The organism is Streptomyces sp. SolWspMP-5a-2 (assembly GCF_900091845.1).
GTDB classification, from domain to species: domain Bacteria; phylum Actinomycetota; class Actinomycetes; order Streptomycetales; family Streptomycetaceae; genus Streptomyces; species Streptomyces doudnae.
Map to the genome: position 1 here is coordinate 1 of NZ_FMCI01000208.1, position 17,444 is coordinate 17,444.

Here is a 17,444-nt window from a genome sequence, read left to right on the forward strand (position 1 = left end):
GATGGGCGCGCGCCCGGACCGGCCGCGTACCGCCGGGTGGTCCGGGCGGCGGGCGTTACTCCTCCCCGGGCTCCGGCGCCGGGGGGACCACGGCGATCGGGCTCGCCGCGTGCAGCAGCACGGCCTGGGTGACCGAGCCGAGCAGCCGGGCCGGGGCGAGCAGCCTGCGGCGGTGGCGGCCGACGACGACCAGGTCCGCGCCGGCGGAGGCGGCGACGAGCAGACCGGCGGCGTCGCCGGGGGCCGCGACGACGTCGGTCCGCACCCGCGGGTGACGCTCGCGGTGGGGGGCGAGGGAGCCCTCGGCCAGGGTGCGGGTCTCGCGCTCGATGGCGTCCTGGTCGACGGTGGGCGGCAGGAGCCCCCCGGCGACGACGGTCTGCACCGGCCAGGTGTAGGCGGCGACGGCGTGGACGCGGGCGCCGAGCCGTTCGGCCTCGGTGAAGGCGAAGGCGAGGGTCGCGTCGTCCGGGCTGTCCACCTTGAGGCCGACGACCACCCGGGGTCCGGGTTCGCCGGGTCCGTCGCCGTGCACCTCGCGTCCCGGCGGGGGCACGACGACGACGGGGCAGTCGGCGTCCCGTGAGGCGGCCATGCCGTTGGAGCCGAGCAGCAGGCTGGCGAAGCCGCCCCTGCCGCGCGAGCCGAGGACCAACAGCTGGGCGGTGGCGCCCAGTTCGGGCAGGATCGCGCCGGGCGCTCCCTCCACGGCCAGGTACTCCATGACGGGCCGGTCGGGCACGCCGTCGAGATGGCGGCGCACCTCGGCGACGACGGTGTCGTCGTCGGGGTCGGGCACGGGGGCGAGCGGGACGCCGGGCTGGGCCCAGGCGTCGTTCTGGCGCACATGGACGACGCGCAGCGGCGCCCCGCGCCCGCGGGCCGCGTCCACGGCCCAGTCCAGGGCGCGCAGCGCGTTGTCCGAACCGTCGACCGCCGCGATGACCGGCAGGGTGCTCATGGGTTCCTCACCTCCGGAGTATGACCTTCCGCTTCCGGGGGCCAGCCTCGCTCAGAGGCCGGTCCCCGGACGGCGATCGAGGTCGCGTGTCCGGAAAAACCCGGGGAACACCACGGGGTCGGCTCAGGTCAGGTCGAACTCGCCGTCCCGCGCGCCCGACACGAAGGCCCCCCACTCCGCGGGCGTGAAGATCAGGGAGGGGCTCTCCGGCCGACCGCTGTTGCGCATCGCGATGAAGCCCTCGACAAAGGCGATCTGGACATCCCCGAGCCCGCGGCTGCTGGAGTGCCAGTCGGCGCCGCTGAGGTCCAGCTCGGGCTTGTCCCAGCCTGCGAGCGGATGCTGCTGGATGGTGCTCTCGGCCACGTCCGTGCTCCTCCCTTTTCGTCGTCCGCGGTCAGCCTAGCGATCGTCTCCCACCGCCGACAGGCCACGTGAGGAGGACCTTTCGGGGAGGTTCAGGAGTCGGGTGCGTCCGCGCCGACGAGCCACATCGCGAAGAACTGCGATCCGCCGCCGTAGGCGTGCCCGAGCACCCGGCGGGCCCCCTCCACCTGGTGCTCCCCTGCCTGCCCGCGCACCTGGAGGGCCGCCTCGGCGAACCGGATCATGCCGGAGGCGCCGATCGGGTTGGTGGACAGGACACCGCCCGACATGTTGACGGGCAGGTCCCCGTCGAGTTCGGTGACCCCGGCCTCGGTGAGCTTCCAGCCCTCGCCCTCCTCGGCGAACCCGAGGTTCTCCAGCCACATCGGCTCGTACCAGGAGAACGGCACGTACATCTCGACGGCGTCGATGTCCCGGCGCGGGTCGGTGACGCCGGCCTGCCGGTAGACGTCCGCGGCGCAGTCCTTGCCCGCCCGCGGCGACACGAAGTCCTTGCCCGCGAAGAGGGTGGGCTCGCTGCGCATGGCGCCGCCGTGCAGCCAGGCGGGCGGCCGGGGCGAACGGGCGGCCCCGGCGCGGTCGGTGAGGACCATGGCGCAGGCGCCGTCCGAGGAGGGGCAGGTCTCGGAGTAGCGGATGGGGTCCCAGAGCATCGGGGACGCCTGGACCTTGGCCAGGGTGATGTCGTGCTCGTGGAGGTGGGCGTAGGGGTTCTTCAGGGCGTTGCGGCGGTCCTTGTAGGCGACCAGTGAGCCGACGGTGTCGGGGGCGCCGCTGCGCCGCATGTAGGCGCGCACGTGCGGGGCGAAGAAGCCGCCCGCCCCGGCGAGCAGGGGCTGCTGGAAGGGGATGGGCAGCGAGAGGCCCCACATGGCGTTGGACTCGGACTGCTTCTCGAAGGCGACGGTCAGGACGGTGGAGTGGACGCGGGCGGCGACGAGGTTGGCGGCGACCAGCGCGGTGGAGCCGCCGACCGAGCCCGCGGTGTGCACCCGCAGCAGGGGTTTGCCGACGGCGCCGAGCGCGTCCGCGAGGTACAGCTCCGGCATCATGACGCCCTCGAAGAAGTCGGGGGCCTTGCCGATGACGACGGCGTCGATGTCGGCCCACGTCAACTCGGCGTCGTCCAGGGCCTGTCGGGCGGCCTCCCGGACCAGACCGGCCAGGGAGACGTCCCGGCGGGCGGCCACGTGCCTGGTCTGGCCGACGCCTGTGACGGCCACGGGTTCCTTGCTCATCGCGGATCCCCTTCGAGGACGGCCACCAGGTTCTGCTGGAGACAGGGGCCGGAGGTGGCGTGGGCGAGCGCCCGGTCGGAGGCGCCCCGGTGGACGGCGGCGGCGGCCTCGCCGACCCGGACGAGCCCGGCGGCCATCATCGGGTTGGCGGCGAGGGCTCCGCCCGACGGGTTGACGCGGACGTCGTCGCCGAGCCGCAGCGCCCTGCGCAGGACGATCTCCTGGGAGGTGAACGGGGCGTGCAACTCGGCGGTGTCGACGGGCCGTTCGAAGGCACCCGCGCGTTCCGCCGCGAGCCGCGCGGAGGGCGAGTCGGTGAGGTCGCGGACGCCCAGGGAGTGCGCCTCGATCCGGTGGTCGATGCCCCGGATCCAGGCGGGCCGCGGGCACAGCCGCCGGGCCAGGTCACCGGCGGCGAGGACGACGGCGGCGGCGCCGTCCCCGATCGGCGGGCAGTCGCCGGTGCGCAGCGGGCGGACCAGGTAGTCGCCGTGCGGGACCGCACCGCGCACCTGGGCACGGGAGTTGGTCACGGCGTCGGCGCGGCTGCGGGCGGCGACCGCGGCGAGGGCGGGTTCGTCGGCGTGGCCCGCGTCGAGGAGCGCCTGGGCCTGGAGGGCGGCGAGGGCGACCGAGTCGGGCCACAGCGGCGCCACGTAGTAGGGGTCGAGCTGGCGGGTGAGGACGTCGCGCAGGGAGCCGGGCGACGACTTGCCGTAGGAGTAGACGAGGGCGGTGTCGGCGTCCCCGGTGCGGAGTTTCGTCCACGCTTCGTACAGGGCCCAGGCGCCGTCCATCTCGACGTGCGACTCGGACAGCGGCGGCCAGGCGCCGACGCCGTCGAGGGCGAGGGTGAAGGAGAAGGCCCGGCCCGCCAGGTAGTCGCTGGAGCCGGAGCAGGTGAAGCCGATGTCGGCGGTGCGCAGGCCGGTGCGCTCCAGCACCTCGTGCAGGACCGGCATCAGCAGTTCGACCTCGGACAGTTCGTCGCTGGTGCGGCGGTGGTCGCTCTGGGCGAAGGCGACGACCGCGATGTCCCGCGTCACAGCAGCTCCTTGTAGGTGTCGTAGGGCGCGTCGGGTTCGCCGGTGGGCCGGTAGTGGTCGGGGTAGCGGGACCCCTCGGACCAGACCGGTTCGACGCGCAGGCCCATCCGCACCTGGTCGTAGGGGAGGGAGCCGATCCGGGCGTGCAGGGCGAGGTCGGCGCCGTCGAGGGCGATGTGGGCGTAGACGTAGGGGACTTCGATGTCGAGGTTCTTCGCCTTGATGTTGACGATGCAGAAGGTGGTGACGGTGCCGCGCGGGCCCACCTCGACCTGTTCGGCGGTGGCGACGCCGCAGGTGGGGCAGGCGCCCCGGGGCGGCACGTACACCTTGCGGCAGGACGGGCAGCGTTCGCCGACGATCCGGCGCGAGCCGAGCGCGTCCAGGTAGGCGGTCTGCGCGCGGCCCGGACTGTAGGTGTAGTCGAGCCGGGCGGGGGCGACGATGCCGCGCACCGGGTCCTCGAACACGCCCGGGTGACCGCCGGGCGGCTCGGGCTCGCCGTCGTACGGTTCGAAGCAGGCGATGTCGGTGACGGCCCCGGTGCGTTCCCCGGCCCAGCGGACGCGGACCCGCATCCCGGTGCGGACGGCGTCGGGCCCGGGGGCGTCGAGGGCGTGCAGGAGGGCGGTGTCGGCGCCGTCGAGGCGGACGAGGACCCAGGCGAACGGGGTGCCGAGGGGCTGTCCGCGCCGGGGTTCGTGGTTCCAGGCCCAGGTGGTGACGGTGCCGGTGGGGGCGACCTCGACGAGGTCGCGGATCTCCTCGGCGGTCACCGGGTCGTACTCGGCCGGGGGCACCAGGACCCGGCCGTCGCTTCCCCGGACGCCGAGGACGACGCGTTCGCGCAGCCCGGTGAGGAAGGCGCTCTGGACGGGGCCGAGGGAGCGGGTGAACGGGAACTCCACGGTGAGGGGGGCCTTGAGGACGTGAGGCATGCCGGTCTCCTTGTGGGGCAGCTCAGGCGCGCCTGTAGACGGGCGGCCGTTTCTCCGCGAAGGCACGGGCGCCTTCCTTGGCGTCGGCGGTGGCGAAGACGGGCCAGCCGCGCTCCAGTTCGGCGGCGAGTCCGTCGCTCTCGGTCATCCCGGCCGTCGCGTAGACCGACGCCTTCACCGCCTCGACGGCCAACGGGCCGCAGGCGTTGACGAGTTCGGCGATCTCCAGGGCCTTGCCGAGCGCGTCCCCGTCGGGGACCACGTGGCCGACCAGTCCGACGGCGGCGGCCTCGCGCGCGGTGTAGGGGCGGCCGGTGAGCAGCATCTCCAGGGCGTGGGTGCGCGGGATCTGCCGTTGCAGGCGGACCGTCGAGCCGCCGATCGGGAAGAGTCCGCGCCGCACCTCGAAGAGGCCGAAGGTCGCCGACTCGGCCGCGACCCGGATGTCGGTGCCCTGGAGGATCTCGGTGCCGCCCGCCACGCAGACGCCCTCGACGGCGGCGATCACCGGTTTGCGCGGGCGGTGGTGGCGCAGCATCGCCTTCCAGTGCAGGTCGGGGTCGGCGGTCAGCCGGTCCCGGTACTCCTCGCCCGCCATCCCGCCGCCGGCCAGCGCCTTGAGGTCCATGCCCGCGCAGAAGGCGCCGCCCGAGCCGGTCAGCACGATCGAGCGGATGTCCTCGTCCTCGTCCGCCGCGAGCCAGCCGTCGTACAGGCCGACGAGCATCGGCAGCGAGAGGGCGTTCCGCGCCTCGGGCCGGTTCAGGGTCAGCACCAGGGTGGCCCCTTCGCGCCGTACGGTGAGGTGTTCGGTGCCGCCCGGCGCCGGGCCGCCGGGAGCGCCGTCGTGTGCGGCGCCGCCGTCCGTGCCGGTCGCCCGGGTCCCGCTCATCGGGGCACCGCCCCGGGCCGCTCCCCCATCGCCGTTCCACCCATCGCCGTCCTCCCGTCTTCAGAACGAGAACAGGTTGCAGGAGGCGGGTAGTCAGTACAAGAGGTTTCTGACAGGTAGTCAGATTACTTCTGCGGGGGGCCTTCACAGTTGCCGCCCCCTTTGCTCTGATGACCGGCGAACCGTCGTGTGGGCCTTTCCTCGTCATGCCTTCGTGTCAGGAGGAGCGGTGGAGTACAACATTGCCGACCTGTTCGAGTCGGTCGCCGACACGGTCCCGGACCGCGAGGCGCTCGTGTACGTCGACCATCCCGGCACCGGCGCGGAGCGGCGCCTGACGTACGCCGAACTCGACGCGGCGGCGAACCGCGTCGGCCACCACCTCCTCGACAGCGGCGTCCGGCCGGGCGAACACCTCGGACTCCACCTCTACAACGGCGTCGAGTACCTGCAGACCGTGCTGGGCTGCCTGAAGGCGCGGATCGTCCCCGTCAACGTCAACTACCGCTACGTCGAGGACGAGTTGACCTATCTCTACCGGGACGCCGATCTGGTCGCCCTGGTCTTCGACGCGGAGTTCACCGACCGGGTCGCCGCGGCGCTGCCCGGCACCGGCGGGACACTGCGCCACCTGGTCCGGGTCGGCACACCGGAGCCGGGCGCGGCGGCATTGCCGGCGGTGCCGTTCGCCGACGCCGTCGCGCGGGCCGCCGCCGGGCGCGGGTTCGCCGGGCGCTCGGGCGACGACCAGTTCATCATCTACACCGGCGGCACCACCGGCATGCCCAAAGGCGTGATGTGGCGTCAGGAGGACCTGTTCTTCGCCGGGCTGGGCGGCGGGGCGCCCACCGGCGAGCCGGTGAGCAAGCCCGAGGAGATCGCCGAGCGGGTCGCGGCGGGCGGCTCGGGCATCACCTTCTTCCCCACTCCCCCGCTCATGCACGGGACGTCCACCCTCACCGCGTTCATCGGCTTCAACTTCGGGCAACGGGTCGTGCTGCACCGCAAGTTCGTGCCCGAGGAGGTGCTGCGGACCGTCGAGCGGGAGAAGGTCACCAGCATCTCCCTGGTCGGCGACGCGATGCTGCGCCCGCTGATCGACGCGCTGGGCGGACCGCTCGCGGGCACCGACTGCTCCTCGCTGTTCAGCGTCTCCTCCTCGGGCGCGATCATGTCGGACACCGTGCGGCGGGAGTTCCAGGCGCTGGTGCCGAACGTGGCGCTCCTCAACAACTTCGGCTCCTCCGAGTCCGGCTTCAACGGCACGGCGACGCCCGACTCGGGGCCCGAGCGCGGCTTCCGCATCCGCGTCAACTCCCGCACCCAGGTGGTCGATCCGGCGACCCGCGTGCCGGTCGCGGTGGGCGAGGTGGGCCGCGTCGCGCAGTGCGGGCACGTCCCCCTCGGCTACTACAACGACCCCCGCAAGACGGCCGACACGTTCTTCGAGCAGGACGGCGTGCGCTGGGTGCTGCTCGGGGACATGGCGACGGTCGACGCGGACGGGGTGGTGACCGTGCTGGGCCGGGGTTCGCAGTGCATCAACACGGGCGGCGAGAAGGTGTACCCGGAGGAGGTCGAGCAGGCCCTCAAGTCCCACCCGGCCGTGTACGACGCCCTGGTGGCCGGGGTGCCCGACGCGACCTGGGGCAACCATGTGGCGGCGGTGGTGCAGGTGCGCGCGGGAGCGGCGGCGCCCTCCCTGGCCGACGTCCAGGGATACTGCCGGTCCCGGCTGGCCGGGTACAAGATCCCGCGCCAACTGGTGATCGCCGAGGCGATCCGCCGCTCCCCCAGCGGCAAGGCGGACTACCGGTGGGCCCGCGAGGTGGCGGCGGCGGACGACGCGTGAGCGCGAGTCCGTACCGCGAGAGCCCGCGCGACGCGTCGCCGGGCGCCGGGTTCGGGGGCCTGACCGGCGTACTCTTTGCGCGCGGTTGACCCGGCGAGGTGAACGGTGACCGGAGGTGGCCCGTACGGAGAGTGGCGGCCGGGCCACGCGAGCCGGGTCCGTCGCGCCGATACCGCGCCTCGCACGGAAGGACCTCCGGGTGCCGCACCTCAAGCCCCCTCACCGACTGCCGGACACCACCCCCGACCCCGGGCGGGCGGACCAGCCCCCCGCAGCCACCGGAACACCGGACCCCGAGGCGGCGGGTCCGGCGACGGCAGCCCGGGGGAAGGACGACGGGGCCGCCGGGGAGACGGAGGCAGCGGCGACCGGGCCGGACGAGGCCCGCCGCAGGACCGGGAGCGACACAGGGACCCCGGAGACGGACGAGGCGCCTGAGCCGCCGACCCCGGAGCCCGCGGACCCGGCGGCGGACCCGGCGGTGGCGGACCCGGCGGTGACGGCCCCGACGGTGACGGACGGCGCCGACCGCACGGAGCCCGACGCCACCGCCGCCACCGCTACCGCCACCGCCACCGCCACCGCCACCGAGCCTGCGCCCGAGTCCGCTGACGCGCCCGCGCCCGCGCCCGCCGACCCCAAGCCCAAGCCCGAACCCGAACCCGAACCCGCCGTCGATGATCCCGAATCCTCCGTCGACGATCCCGAGCCCTCCGCCGATCCCGCTCCCGCTTCCGCCCCCGTGGACGATCCGCGTCCCGGCCGGTTCGGGCGGTGGCGGCCCGGTGCGCGGGCGGCCCGGTACGTGACCGTCGGCACGACCGTGCTCGCCGTCGCGCTGGTCCTCTTCGCCCTGCTGGTGCCGAACCGGCTCGACCGCCTCGACGTCCAGTCGTTCCTGCGGATCCCGGCCGAGGGCGTGCTCGTCGCGGGGCTGCTGCTGGCGCTGCCGCCGCGGGCCCGCCGGGTGACCGCGCTGGTCACCGGCGTGCTCCTCGGCCTGCTGACCGTCGTGAAACTCGTCGACATGGGCTTCTACTCGGTGCTGGCCCGCCCCTTCGACCTGGTCCTCGACTGGAGCCTGCTGGGCGGGGCGACCGAGTGGGTGCGGGAGTCGTTCGGGCGGACCGGGGAGATCGCCGCCGTCATCGGTGTGGTCGTGCTGCTGGTCGCGGTCCTGGTGCTGACGGCGCTCGCGGTGGTGCGGCTGTCCGACCTCATGGTCGGCCACCGTCCGACGGCGGCCAGGACGACCCTGGTCCTCGGCACCGCGTGGATCACCTGCGTGACGCTGGGCGTGCAGTTCGGCGGTGTGCCGGTCGCCTCGAAGCTCGACGCCGACCTGGTCGGCAACCGGGTGGAGCAGGTGCGGGCGGGCCTCGCCGACGGGCGCGTCTTCGACCGGCAGGCCGCCGTGGACGCCTTCGCCGACACGCCCCCCGACCAGTTGCTGACCGGGCTGCGCGGCAAGGACGTGCTCTTCACGTTCATCGAGAGCTACGGCAGGACCGCGATCGACGACCCGGCGATGGCGTCGGACGTGGGCGCCGTCCTGAAGAAGGGCACCGCCGACCTTGAGGCGGCCGGTTTCGGCTCGCGCAGCGCCTGGCTGCGGTCCCCGGTGACGGGGGCCGGGAGCTGGCTGGCGCACTCGACGTTCCTCTCCGGGCTGTGGATCAAGAACCAGCAGCGCTACCGCAGCCTGACCACCAGCGACCGGGCGACGCTCACCAGCTACTTCCGCAAGACCGGGGCGTGGCGCACGGTCGGCATCGTGCCCGGGGTGCGGCGGGCCTGGCCGGAGGGCAAGTTCTTCGGGCTCGACCACATCTACGACTCGGAGCACCTCGGCTACCAGGGGCCGTACTTCAGCTGGACGCCGGTGCCCGACCAGTTCAGCCTGGAGGCGTTCGAGCGCCTGGAGCACGGCAGGAAGGACCGGGACCCGATCATGGCGGAGATCATCCTGGCGTCGAGCCACAACCCCTGGGCGCCCGTCGCCCACATGATCGACTGGGACGACCTGGGCGACGGTTCGGTCTTCGAGCAGATCAAGAAGGAGGGCAAGGACCCCAAGGAGGTCTGGAAGAACCCGGAGAGCGTGCGCACCGAGTACAAGAACGCGATCGAGTACTCCCTGCACAGCCTCACCGAGTGGGTCCAGCGCTACGGCGACGACGACACGGTCCTGGTCTTCCTGGGCGACCACCAGCCGGTCCCGACCGTCACCGCGGGCAGCACCAGCAGGGACGTCCCGATCACCGTCGTCGCGCACGACCCGAAGGTCCTCGACAAGATCGCCGACTGGGGCTGGGCGGACGGTCTGAAGCCCGCCGACGACGGTCCGCAGTGGGGCATGGACACCTTCCGTGACCGCTTCATGACGGCGTTCGGGCCCGGCGGGACGGGCTGACCCGGAGACACCTCCCGGGAGAAGGGGTGCGCGCCGGAAAAAGTCGGCGCGCACCCCTTGCCTGTCCCCCGGGCTCCTGAATTACTGATCCCGTACAGATCGACCGAATGATCGGTCGCCCGTATTGGCACGGTTGGTGAGGGAGAAGTCCCGATGACGGACGCGACGGAGCTGCTGGACTCGGGGGAACGGCTCGACCGGGAGGCGCTGCGGGCCCTCCAGCTGGAGCGGCTGCGCGCCTCGCTGCGGCACGCCTACGCGCACGTGCCCTTCTACCGTGAGTCCTTCGACAAGGCCGGGGTGCGCCCCGACGACTGCCGCTCCCTCGACGACCTCGCCCGCTTCCCGTTCACCGTGAAGGCGGACCTGCGGGCGAACTACCCGTACGGCATGTTCGCGGTCCCGCAGGAGCGCATCCGCCGTCTGCACGCCTCCAGCGGCACCACCGGCCGCCCCACGGTGGTCGGTTACACCGACGGCGACCTCTCGCTCTGGTCCGACATGGTGGCGAGGTCGCTGCGCGCGGCGGGCGCACGGCCCGGCGACAAGGTCCATGTGGCCTACGGGTACGGCCTGTTCACCGGCGGCCTGGGCGCGCACTACGGCGCGGAGCGGCTCGGCTGCACGGTGATCCCCGCGTCCGGCGGCATGACGGCCCGTCAGGTGCAGCTGATCCGGGACCTGGAGCCGCGGATCATCATGGTGACGCCGTCGTACATGCTGACGATCCTCGACGAGTTCGAGCGGCAGGGCGTCGACCCGCGCTCCACCTCGCTGCGGGTGGGCGTGTTCGGGGCGGAGCCGTGGACGGAGCGGATGCGCCGGGAGATCGAGGAGCGGTTCGCGATCGACGCCGTCGACATCTACGGGCTCTCCGAGGTGATCGGCCCGGGGGTGGCGCAGGAGTGCGTGGAGACCAAGGACGGGCTGCACGTCTGGGAGGACCATTTCTACCCGGAGATCGTCGACCCGATCACCGGTGAGGTGCTGCCGGACGGCGAGGAGGGCGAGCTGGTCTTCACCTCGCTCACCAAGGAGGCGATGCCGATCGTCCGGTACCGGACGCGGGACCTGACGCGGCTGCTGCCGGGCACGGCGCGGGTCTTCCGGCGGATGGAGAAGGTCACCGGCCGCAGCGACGACATGCTGATCCTGCGCGGGGTGAACCTGTTCCCCACTCAGATCGAGGAGATCGTGCTGCGCACGCCCGGGGTGGCGCCGCACTTCCAGTTGCGGCTGACCCGGGAGGGGCGCATGGACGCGCTCACGGTCCGGGCGGAGGCCCGGCAGGACGCGGGACCAGAGGTGCGCGAGGCGGCGGCCAGGTCGATCGCGGCGGCCGTCAAGGACGGCGTCGGGGTGACGGTCTCCGTGGAGATCGTCGAACCGGAGTCGCTGGAACGGTCGGTGGGCAAGATCCGCCGGATCGTGGACCTGCGCCGGACGGACGCGCAAGGGGCGTAGGGCGAGGCGTGCGGCCGGGGCCCGGCACCGGGGACGGCGACCGGGAACCCGTCGTCGTCCGGCGGACGCGCCCTAATCGCCGTAGCGCTCCCGGAGTTCGCGCTTGAGGATCTTCCCGCTGGCGTTGCGCGGCAGGGCGTCCGTGAACAGGACTCGCTTCGGCGCCTTGAACGCGGGGAGCTTCTCCCTGACGTGGGCGACGAGTTCGGCCTCGGTGACCTCGGCGCGGGTGACGACGACCGCGGTGACGGCCTCGATCCAGCGGTCGTCGGGCAGGCCGATCACCGCGGCCTCGGCGACCGCGTCATGGGTGTACAGGGCGTCCTCGACCTGGCGCGAGGCGATCAGCACACCACCGGAGTTGATGGCGTCCTTCACCCGGTCGACGATCGTGTAGTAGCCGTGGGCGTCGCGCGTCGCGAGGTCCCCGGAGCGGAACCAGCCGTCCCGGAAGGCGGCGGCCGTCTCCTCGGGCTTGTCCCAGTACCCGTCGCACAACTGCGGTGACCGGTAGACGATCTCGCCCGTGGTGCCGTCCGGGACCTCGGCGCCGTCCTCGTCGACCACGCGCGCCTCGACGAAGAGCACCGTGCGGCCGCAGGAGTCCATCCGGCCCTTGTGCTCGTCGGGGGCGAGGACGGTGGCGAGGGGGCCGATCTCGCTCTGGCCGAAGCAGTTGTAGAAGCCGAGCCGGGGCAGCCGCTCGCGCAGCCGTTCCAGGACCGGCACCGGCATGACCGACGCCCCGTAGTACGCCTTGCGCAGCCCGGACAGGTCCCGGGTGGCGAAGTCGGACCTGCCCGTCAGGCCGATCCACACGGTCGGCGGCGCGAAGAGGCTGTCCACCCGGCCGGACTCGATCAGGTCGAGGAGCAGGTCGCCGTCCGGGGCGTCCACGATGAGGTTGGTGGCGCCGACCGCCAGGTAGGGCAGCAGGAACACGTGGGTCTGCGCGGAGTGGTAGAGCGGCAGCGCGTGGACCGGGCGGTCGCCCGCGCTGAGGTCGAGGGCGCTGATGGCGCTCAAGTAGGCGTGGACCAGGGCCCGGTGGGTCATCATCGCGCCCTTGGGCAGGGCGGTGGTGCCCGAGGTGTAGAGGAGCTGGACGAGGTCCTCGGAGCGCGGCTCGGGTCCCTCGTACGGCGGGGCGCCGGCGAGCCGCGCGAGGAGGGAGTCCCCGGTGTCGCGCAGCGCCGACGTCCGCGTCCCGGCGGGGAGTCGGGGGGCGAGGTCCGGGTCGGCGAGGACCAGCGCGCTGCCCGACTGACGGACGAGGTAGGCGAGGTCGTCGCCGGTGAGGTTCTGGTTGACGGGGACGTGCACCAGGCCCGCGCGGGCGCAGGCGAGGAACGCGATCAGATAGGCGTCCGAGTTGTGGCCGAGGGCGGCGACCCGGTCGCCGGGGGCGAGCCCCTCGCCGAGGAGCACGGTCGCCGCCCGGGAGACGGCCGCGTCCAGCTCCTCGTACGTCCAGGTGCGGTCGCGGTACTCGACCGCCACACGCGCGGGGGTGCGGCGGGCGCTGCGCCGCAGCGCCCCGTCGACGGTGCTGCCCTGTCCCTGCGTCATGGCTCATGATCCTCGGCCCGGCGCGGCAACAGGTCAAGCCGGTGCTCACAGCGGCCGGTCGTGGCCCTCCCAGTAGGGCTCCCGCAGCCGTCGTTTGTAGAGCTTGCCGTTGGGGTCGCGGGGCATCTCGGTGATGAAGTCGACGCTGCGGGGCCGTTTGTACCCGGCCAGCCGGTCCGCGCAGTGGTCGAGCAGGGCGGCGGCGAGGTCCGGGCCCGGCTCCTCGCCCGGCGCGGGTTCGACGACGGCCTTGACCGCCTCGCCCCAGTCGTCGTGCGGGATGCCGAAGACGGCCGCGTCGGCGACGGCGGGGTGGGCGAGCAGCGCGGCCTCGATCTCGGCCGGGTAGATGTTGACGCCGCCCGAGATGATCATGTCGATCTTGCGGTCGCGCAGGAAGAGGTACCCCTCCTCGTCGAGCAGGCCGAGGTCGCCGACGGTGAAGAAGTCGCCGATGCGGTTCTTCGCGGTCTTGGCCTCGTCCTTGTGGTAGGCGAAGCCGCCGGTGTTCATCTTCAGGTAGACGGTGCCGAGTTCACCGGGCGGCAGCCGTTCGCCGTCGTCGTCGAAGATCGCGAGTTCGCTGATGGGCCAGGCCCTGCCGACGGTGCCCGGCTTCTTCAGCCAGTCCTCGGCGGTGGCGAAGGCGCCGCCGCCCTCGCTGGCCGCGTAGTACTCCTCGACGCTCGGCCCCCACCAGTCGATCATCGCCCGCTTCACGTGGTCGGGGCAGGGCGCTGCGCCGTGCACGGCGTGCCGCATGGACGACACGTCGTAGCGGGCCCGGGTCTCCTCGGGCAGCGCGAGCAGCCGGTGGAACTGGGTGGGGACCATGTGGGTGTGGGTGCAGCGGTGGCGGTCGATCAGGCGCAGCATCTCCTCGGGCGTCCACTTGTCCATCAGGACCAGCGGGTGCCCGATGTGCAGGGAGGCGCCGGCGAACTGGAGGACGGCCGTGTGGTAGAGCGGCGAGCAGACGAGATGGACGTCGTCCCCGTGCGGGGTGATGCCGAAGATGCCGAGGAAGCCGCCGAGGTAGGCGTCCTCGGGGCGGCGGCCCGGCAGCGGGCGGCGGATGCCGCGGGGGCGGCCCGTGGTGCCCGAGGTGTAGTTCATGACCCAGCCCAGCTCGCGGTCGGCGGGCGGCGTTCCGGGCTGTCCGGCGAGGAGTTCGGGGTACGGCCGGAAGCCCTCCACGGTCCCGCCGGGGGCGACGGCGTACCGGTGGCTGTCCGGCAGGCCCGCCTCGTCGGCCGCGTGCCGGGCCGCCGCCGCGAACCGTTCGTGGGCGACGAGGACCTTGGCGCCCGAGTCGGCGACGATCCAGCCGATCTCCGGCCCCACGAAGTGGTGGTTGACGGGGACCAGGTAGAAGCCCGCCTGGCTGGCGGCGAGGTAGGCGGCGAAGAACTCGGGGCCGTTGGGCAGGACCACCGCGAAGGCGTCGCCGCGCTGGAGACCGGCCGCGCGCAGGCCGTGGACGAGCTGGTTGGCGGCGGTGTGCAGGCGTCCCGCGCTCCACCGCTCGCCGTCGGGCGCGGTGAGGACCACGCGGTCGGGGTCAGCGGCGGCCTGGGCCCAGAACCCGGCGGGCGGGGTGCTCATCGGCCGCTCCTTCCGGCGACGCGGACGACCCGGTCGACGGCCTGTTCGAAGCCGCGGGTGAGGTCGTCGAAGACGGCCTGGACGGAGCGCTCCTCGGTCATCCGGCCGACGATCTGGCCGACCGGCGTGCCGAGCAGCGGGTCGACCTCGTACCGCTGGACGCGGGAGACGGCGTCGGCGACCAGCAGCCCCTGCAACGGCATGGGCAGGGTGCCGGGTCCGGCCGGGTCGTCCCAGGCGTCGGTCCACTCGGTGCGCAGTTGGCGCGCGGGTTTCCCGGTCAGCGCGCGGGAGCGGACGGTGTCGCCCGACCCGGCGGCGAGCAGTTTGCGGGTCAGCGCCGGGGAGTGCAGGTCGGCCTCGGTGGTCGTCAGCCAGAGCGAGCCGAGCCAGACGCCCTGGGCGCCGAGGGCGAGGGCGGCGGCCACCTGGCGCCCGCTGCCGATGCCGCCCGCGGCGAGGACCGGCAGCGGGTCCACGGCGTCGACGACCTCGGGGGTGAGGACCATGGAGGCGATCTCGCCGGTGTGCCCGCCGGCCTCGTAGCCCTGGGCGACGACGACGTCGATGCCGGCCGCCCGGTGTTTGACGGCGTGCCGTGCGCTGCCCGCCAGCGCGGCGACCAGCACGTCCCGCTCGTGGGCGCGGGCGACCACGTCGGCGGGCGGGGAGCCGAGGGCGTTGGCGAGCAGCCGGATCGGGTAGTCGAAGGCGACGTCGAGCTGGGTGCGGGCGACCTGCTCCATCCACCCGGTGATGCGCCAGCCCGCGGCCTCGCCCTCGGGGAGTTCGGGGACGCCGTACTTGGCGAGGGTGTCCCGGACGAACTCCCGGTGGCCGGGCGGGATCATCGCCTCGACGTCGGCCTCGGTGACGCCCTCGACCTTGGTGGCGGGCATCACCACGTCGAGCCCGTACGGGCGGCCCTCCACGTGCGCCTCGATCCAGTCGAGGTCGCGTTTGAGGTCGTCGGGTGCGGTGTAGCGGACCGCGCCGAGCACCCCGAAGCCCCCGGCCCTGCTGATGGCCGCGGCGACGGCGGGGAACGGCGTGAAGCCGAAGACGGCGTACTCGATCCCGAGTTTCTTGCTCAGCTCCGTCTGCATGGGCGCAGGATGCCGCAGCCGACCGGCCGACGGAAGACCTTTCCTGATGCCCCGTCAGATATTTCGACGGACGGCGGGGTCAGCCGGGGACGTCCATGCGCTGGGTGCCGATCACCGCGAGCAGTCCCAGCGCCTCCTCGGAGCGCGAGCCGGGGGTGGCGGTGTAGACGACGACCCGCTGGTCGCGGTCGGCGATGTCGAGGACGTCGCAGTTGACGTCGATCCGGCCGACCAGCGGATGGTCGAAGCTCTTGCAGAGGGCGGGCCGTCCGGCCACCTCGTGGGCCGCCCAGAGGCGGGCGAACTCCGGGCTGCCCGACTGGAGTTCGGCGATCAGGGCGGTCAGCTCCGGGTCGTCCGGGTAGCGGGCGGCGGTGCGGCGCAGGTCCCGCACGGAGATCCGCGCGAACTCTTCGGCGTCCGAGACGCTGTACAGCGTGCGGCCGTGGTCGTAGGGGCCGAGGAAGGCGCGCCTGACCAGGTTGCGGTCCCGGCGCGGCAGGGCGGAGAAGTCCTCCATGAGGGCGGCGGCCAGGTCGTTCCAGGCGATCACCTCGTAGGACGCGGAGAGCACGAGCGCGGCGGCCCGCGGCAGCCGGTGCAGCAGGTCGACGATGGACTGCCTGACCTGGCGCGAGGGGCCGGCCGGGAGCCCCGGCGGGGTGCCCGCGAGATGGTGCAGGTGGTCGCGTTCGGCGTCGGTCAGCCGCAGGGCGCGGGCGAGCTGGGCCAGCACCTCGCGGGACGGGCGGGGGGCGCGGGCCTGCTCAAGGCGGGTGTAGTACTCGGTGGAGATGTACGCGAGCTGCGCCACCTCCTCGCGCCGCAGCCCCGGGGTGCGGCGGCGCGGCCCCGCGGGCAGCCCCACGTCCGCCGGGGTGATGCGCTCTCGCCTGCCGCGCAGGAAGGCGGCCAGTTCTCGTCGGTCCACGCCTCCAGTGTGCGCGCGGCGGCCGTGCCCAGCCAGGTACCGCCGGTGCCTGGATGGGACGGCGGGCCCGGCGCAGGCTCGACGGCATGAACACCACACCGAACACCACCGCGGGCCTCCTCGACGGCAAGGTCGCCTTCGTCACCGGCGCCGGGCGCGGCATCGGGGCCGCCGCGGCCCGCCTCTTCGCCCGGGAGGGCGCCCGGGTGCTCCTCGCCTCCCGCACCGAGAGCCAGCTGAAGGCGGTCACCGAGGAGATCCGCGCGGCCGGGGGCACCGCCGACCACGTCCGCTGCGACCTCGCGGACCCGGAGAGCGTCCGCTCGGCGGTCGGGAGCGCGGTCGAGCTGTACGGCCGCCTCGACGTCGCCTTCAACAACGGCGCGACCGGTCAGGACCCCGGGCCGCTCGACCGGCTCCCGGAGGCCGACTTCGACCACGTCATGGCGGTCAACCTGAAGGGCCCCTGGCTCGCGATGAGCGCGGAGATCGCCGCGATCCGGGCCACCGCGGGACGCGGCGCCATCGTCAACACCTCCAGCATCGGCGCGCTGATGGCCAACCCGTGGCTGCCCGCGTACGCCGCCGCCAAGCGGGCGCTGAACAGCCTCACCGCGTCGGCCGCCGCCACGTACGGGCCCGAGGGCATCCGGGTCAACGCGATCGCCCCGGGCACCACCATGACCGAGATGATCGACGAGTGGGAGGCCAAGTCCCCGGGGATCGTCGACCAGTTGAACGCGCAGACCCCGCTGGGCCGGGCCGCGGACCCGCAGGAGATCGCGGAGGCGGCGGCCTGGCTGCTCAGTGACCGCGCGTCCTACGTGACCGGAGAGGTGCTGCGGGTGGACGGCGGCGCCCGCGCGTAGGGGCCGCCCGCCCGGACGGGACACTCCACCGGCGCGGTCACGGAACGGCACCCCCGCGGGTGGCAACCCGGCGATCCGGACAGGGTGCCGCGGGCAGCGTCCCCGTTCCGGACGGGGGCGCCGCGATCCCAGCCGGACGGGGCGCCGCAGGCAGGGCTCCGGGCGGGACGGGG

At 73.6% G+C, this 17,444-nt stretch carries 14 protein-coding genes; 4 read left to right on the forward strand and 10 right to left on the reverse strand.

Annotated features, from left to right (window positions below; all coding sequences use genetic code 11):
* Window positions 1–55: 55 nt before the first annotated feature.
* The 6 genes from GA0115242_RS21300 to GA0115242_RS21325 form a co-directional block, all read right to left on the reverse strand.
* Complete coding sequence (locus tag GA0115242_RS21300; RefSeq protein WP_093830851.1) at window positions 56–961, reverse strand: universal stress protein; 906 nt, start codon at window positions 959–961, stop codon at window positions 56–58.
* Between the two features lie 123 nt (window positions 962–1,084).
* Complete coding sequence (locus tag GA0115242_RS21305) at window positions 1,085–1,327, reverse strand: DUF397 domain-containing protein (RefSeq protein ID WP_093830853.1); 243 nt, start codon at window positions 1,325–1,327, stop codon at window positions 1,085–1,087.
* 92 nt (window positions 1,328–1,419) lie between these two features.
* On the reverse strand, window positions 1,420–2,586 hold the full coding sequence (locus GA0115242_RS21310) for a thiolase domain-containing protein (protein ID WP_093830855.1): 1,167 nt from the start codon (window positions 2,584–2,586) through the stop codon (window positions 1,420–1,422).
* A complete protein-coding gene (locus GA0115242_RS21315; RefSeq protein ID WP_093830857.1) occupies window positions 2,583–3,632 on the reverse strand; it encodes a thiolase domain-containing protein in 1,050 nt (349 codons plus the stop codon). The genes GA0115242_RS21310 and GA0115242_RS21315 overlap by 4 nt, the downstream gene beginning before the upstream one ends.
* Window positions 3,629–4,570, reverse strand: a complete 942-nt coding sequence (locus GA0115242_RS21320) for a Zn-ribbon domain-containing OB-fold protein (protein ID WP_093830859.1) — start codon at window positions 4,568–4,570, stop codon at window positions 3,629–3,631. Before GA0115242_RS21320 ends, GA0115242_RS21315 begins: the two co-directional genes overlap by 4 nt.
* Window positions 4,571–4,592: 22 nt before the next feature.
* Window positions 4,593–5,462 (reverse strand): crotonase/enoyl-CoA hydratase family protein, encoded by an 870-nt coding sequence (locus GA0115242_RS21325; protein WP_093830861.1) that lies wholly within the window; start codon window positions 5,460–5,462, stop codon window positions 4,593–4,595.
* A gap of 229 nt (window positions 5,463–5,691) precedes the next feature.
* On the opposite strand from GA0115242_RS21325, the gene GA0115242_RS21330 reads away from it, so the two are divergent.
* The 3 genes from GA0115242_RS21330 to paaK all read left to right on the forward strand — a co-directional run bounded on the left by GA0115242_RS21330 (window position 5,692) and on the right by paaK (window position 11,191).
* Window positions 5,692–7,314 carry an acyl-CoA synthetase gene (locus tag GA0115242_RS21330; RefSeq protein ID WP_093830863.1) on the forward strand — a complete coding sequence of 541 codons (1,623 nt, stop codon included), beginning with the start codon at window positions 5,692–5,694 and terminating at the stop codon, window positions 7,312–7,314.
* A gap of 199 nt (window positions 7,315–7,513) precedes the next feature.
* Window positions 7,514–9,727, forward strand: coding sequence for a sulfatase (locus GA0115242_RS21335; protein ID WP_256089496.1), 2,214 nt, complete (start codon window positions 7,514–7,516; stop codon window positions 9,725–9,727).
* Window positions 9,728–9,880: 153 nt separating this feature from the next.
* Window positions 9,881–11,191, forward strand: a complete 1,311-nt coding sequence (gene paaK / locus GA0115242_RS21340) for a phenylacetate--CoA ligase PaaK (RefSeq protein WP_093830864.1) — start codon at window positions 9,881–9,883, stop codon at window positions 11,189–11,191.
* 72 nt (window positions 11,192–11,263) lie between these two features.
* Here the strand turns inward: paaK and GA0115242_RS21345 are convergent, their stop codons facing one another.
* The 4 genes from GA0115242_RS21345 to GA0115242_RS21360 form a co-directional block, all read right to left on the reverse strand.
* Window positions 11,264–12,760 (reverse strand): acyl-CoA synthetase, encoded by a 1,497-nt coding sequence (locus tag GA0115242_RS21345; protein ID WP_093830866.1) that lies wholly within the window; start codon window positions 12,758–12,760, stop codon window positions 11,264–11,266.
* Between the two features lie 45 nt (window positions 12,761–12,805).
* Window positions 12,806–14,365 carry an acyl-CoA synthetase gene (locus GA0115242_RS21350; protein ID WP_093830868.1) on the reverse strand — a complete coding sequence of 520 codons (1,560 nt, stop codon included), beginning with the start codon at window positions 14,363–14,365 and terminating at the stop codon, window positions 12,806–12,808.
* Complete coding sequence (locus tag GA0115242_RS21355; RefSeq protein WP_093830870.1) at window positions 14,362–15,471, reverse strand: NAD(P)H-dependent flavin oxidoreductase; 1,110 nt, start codon at window positions 15,469–15,471, stop codon at window positions 14,362–14,364. Before GA0115242_RS21355 ends, GA0115242_RS21350 begins: the two co-directional genes overlap by 4 nt.
* A gap of 79 nt (window positions 15,472–15,550) precedes the next feature.
* Window positions 15,551–16,402, reverse strand: coding sequence for a helix-turn-helix transcriptional regulator (locus tag GA0115242_RS21360; RefSeq protein WP_093830872.1), 852 nt, complete (start codon window positions 16,400–16,402; stop codon window positions 15,551–15,553).
* 86 nt (window positions 16,403–16,488) lie between these two features.
* Here GA0115242_RS21360 and GA0115242_RS21365 point away from each other — a divergent pair, with 86 nt between their 5' ends.
* Window positions 16,489–17,271: an SDR family NAD(P)-dependent oxidoreductase gene (locus tag GA0115242_RS21365; protein WP_093830884.1), complete on the forward strand. Its 783-nt coding sequence runs from the start codon at window positions 16,489–16,491 to the stop codon at window positions 17,269–17,271.
* The last annotated feature ends 173 nt before the right edge of the window (window positions 17,272–17,444 follow it).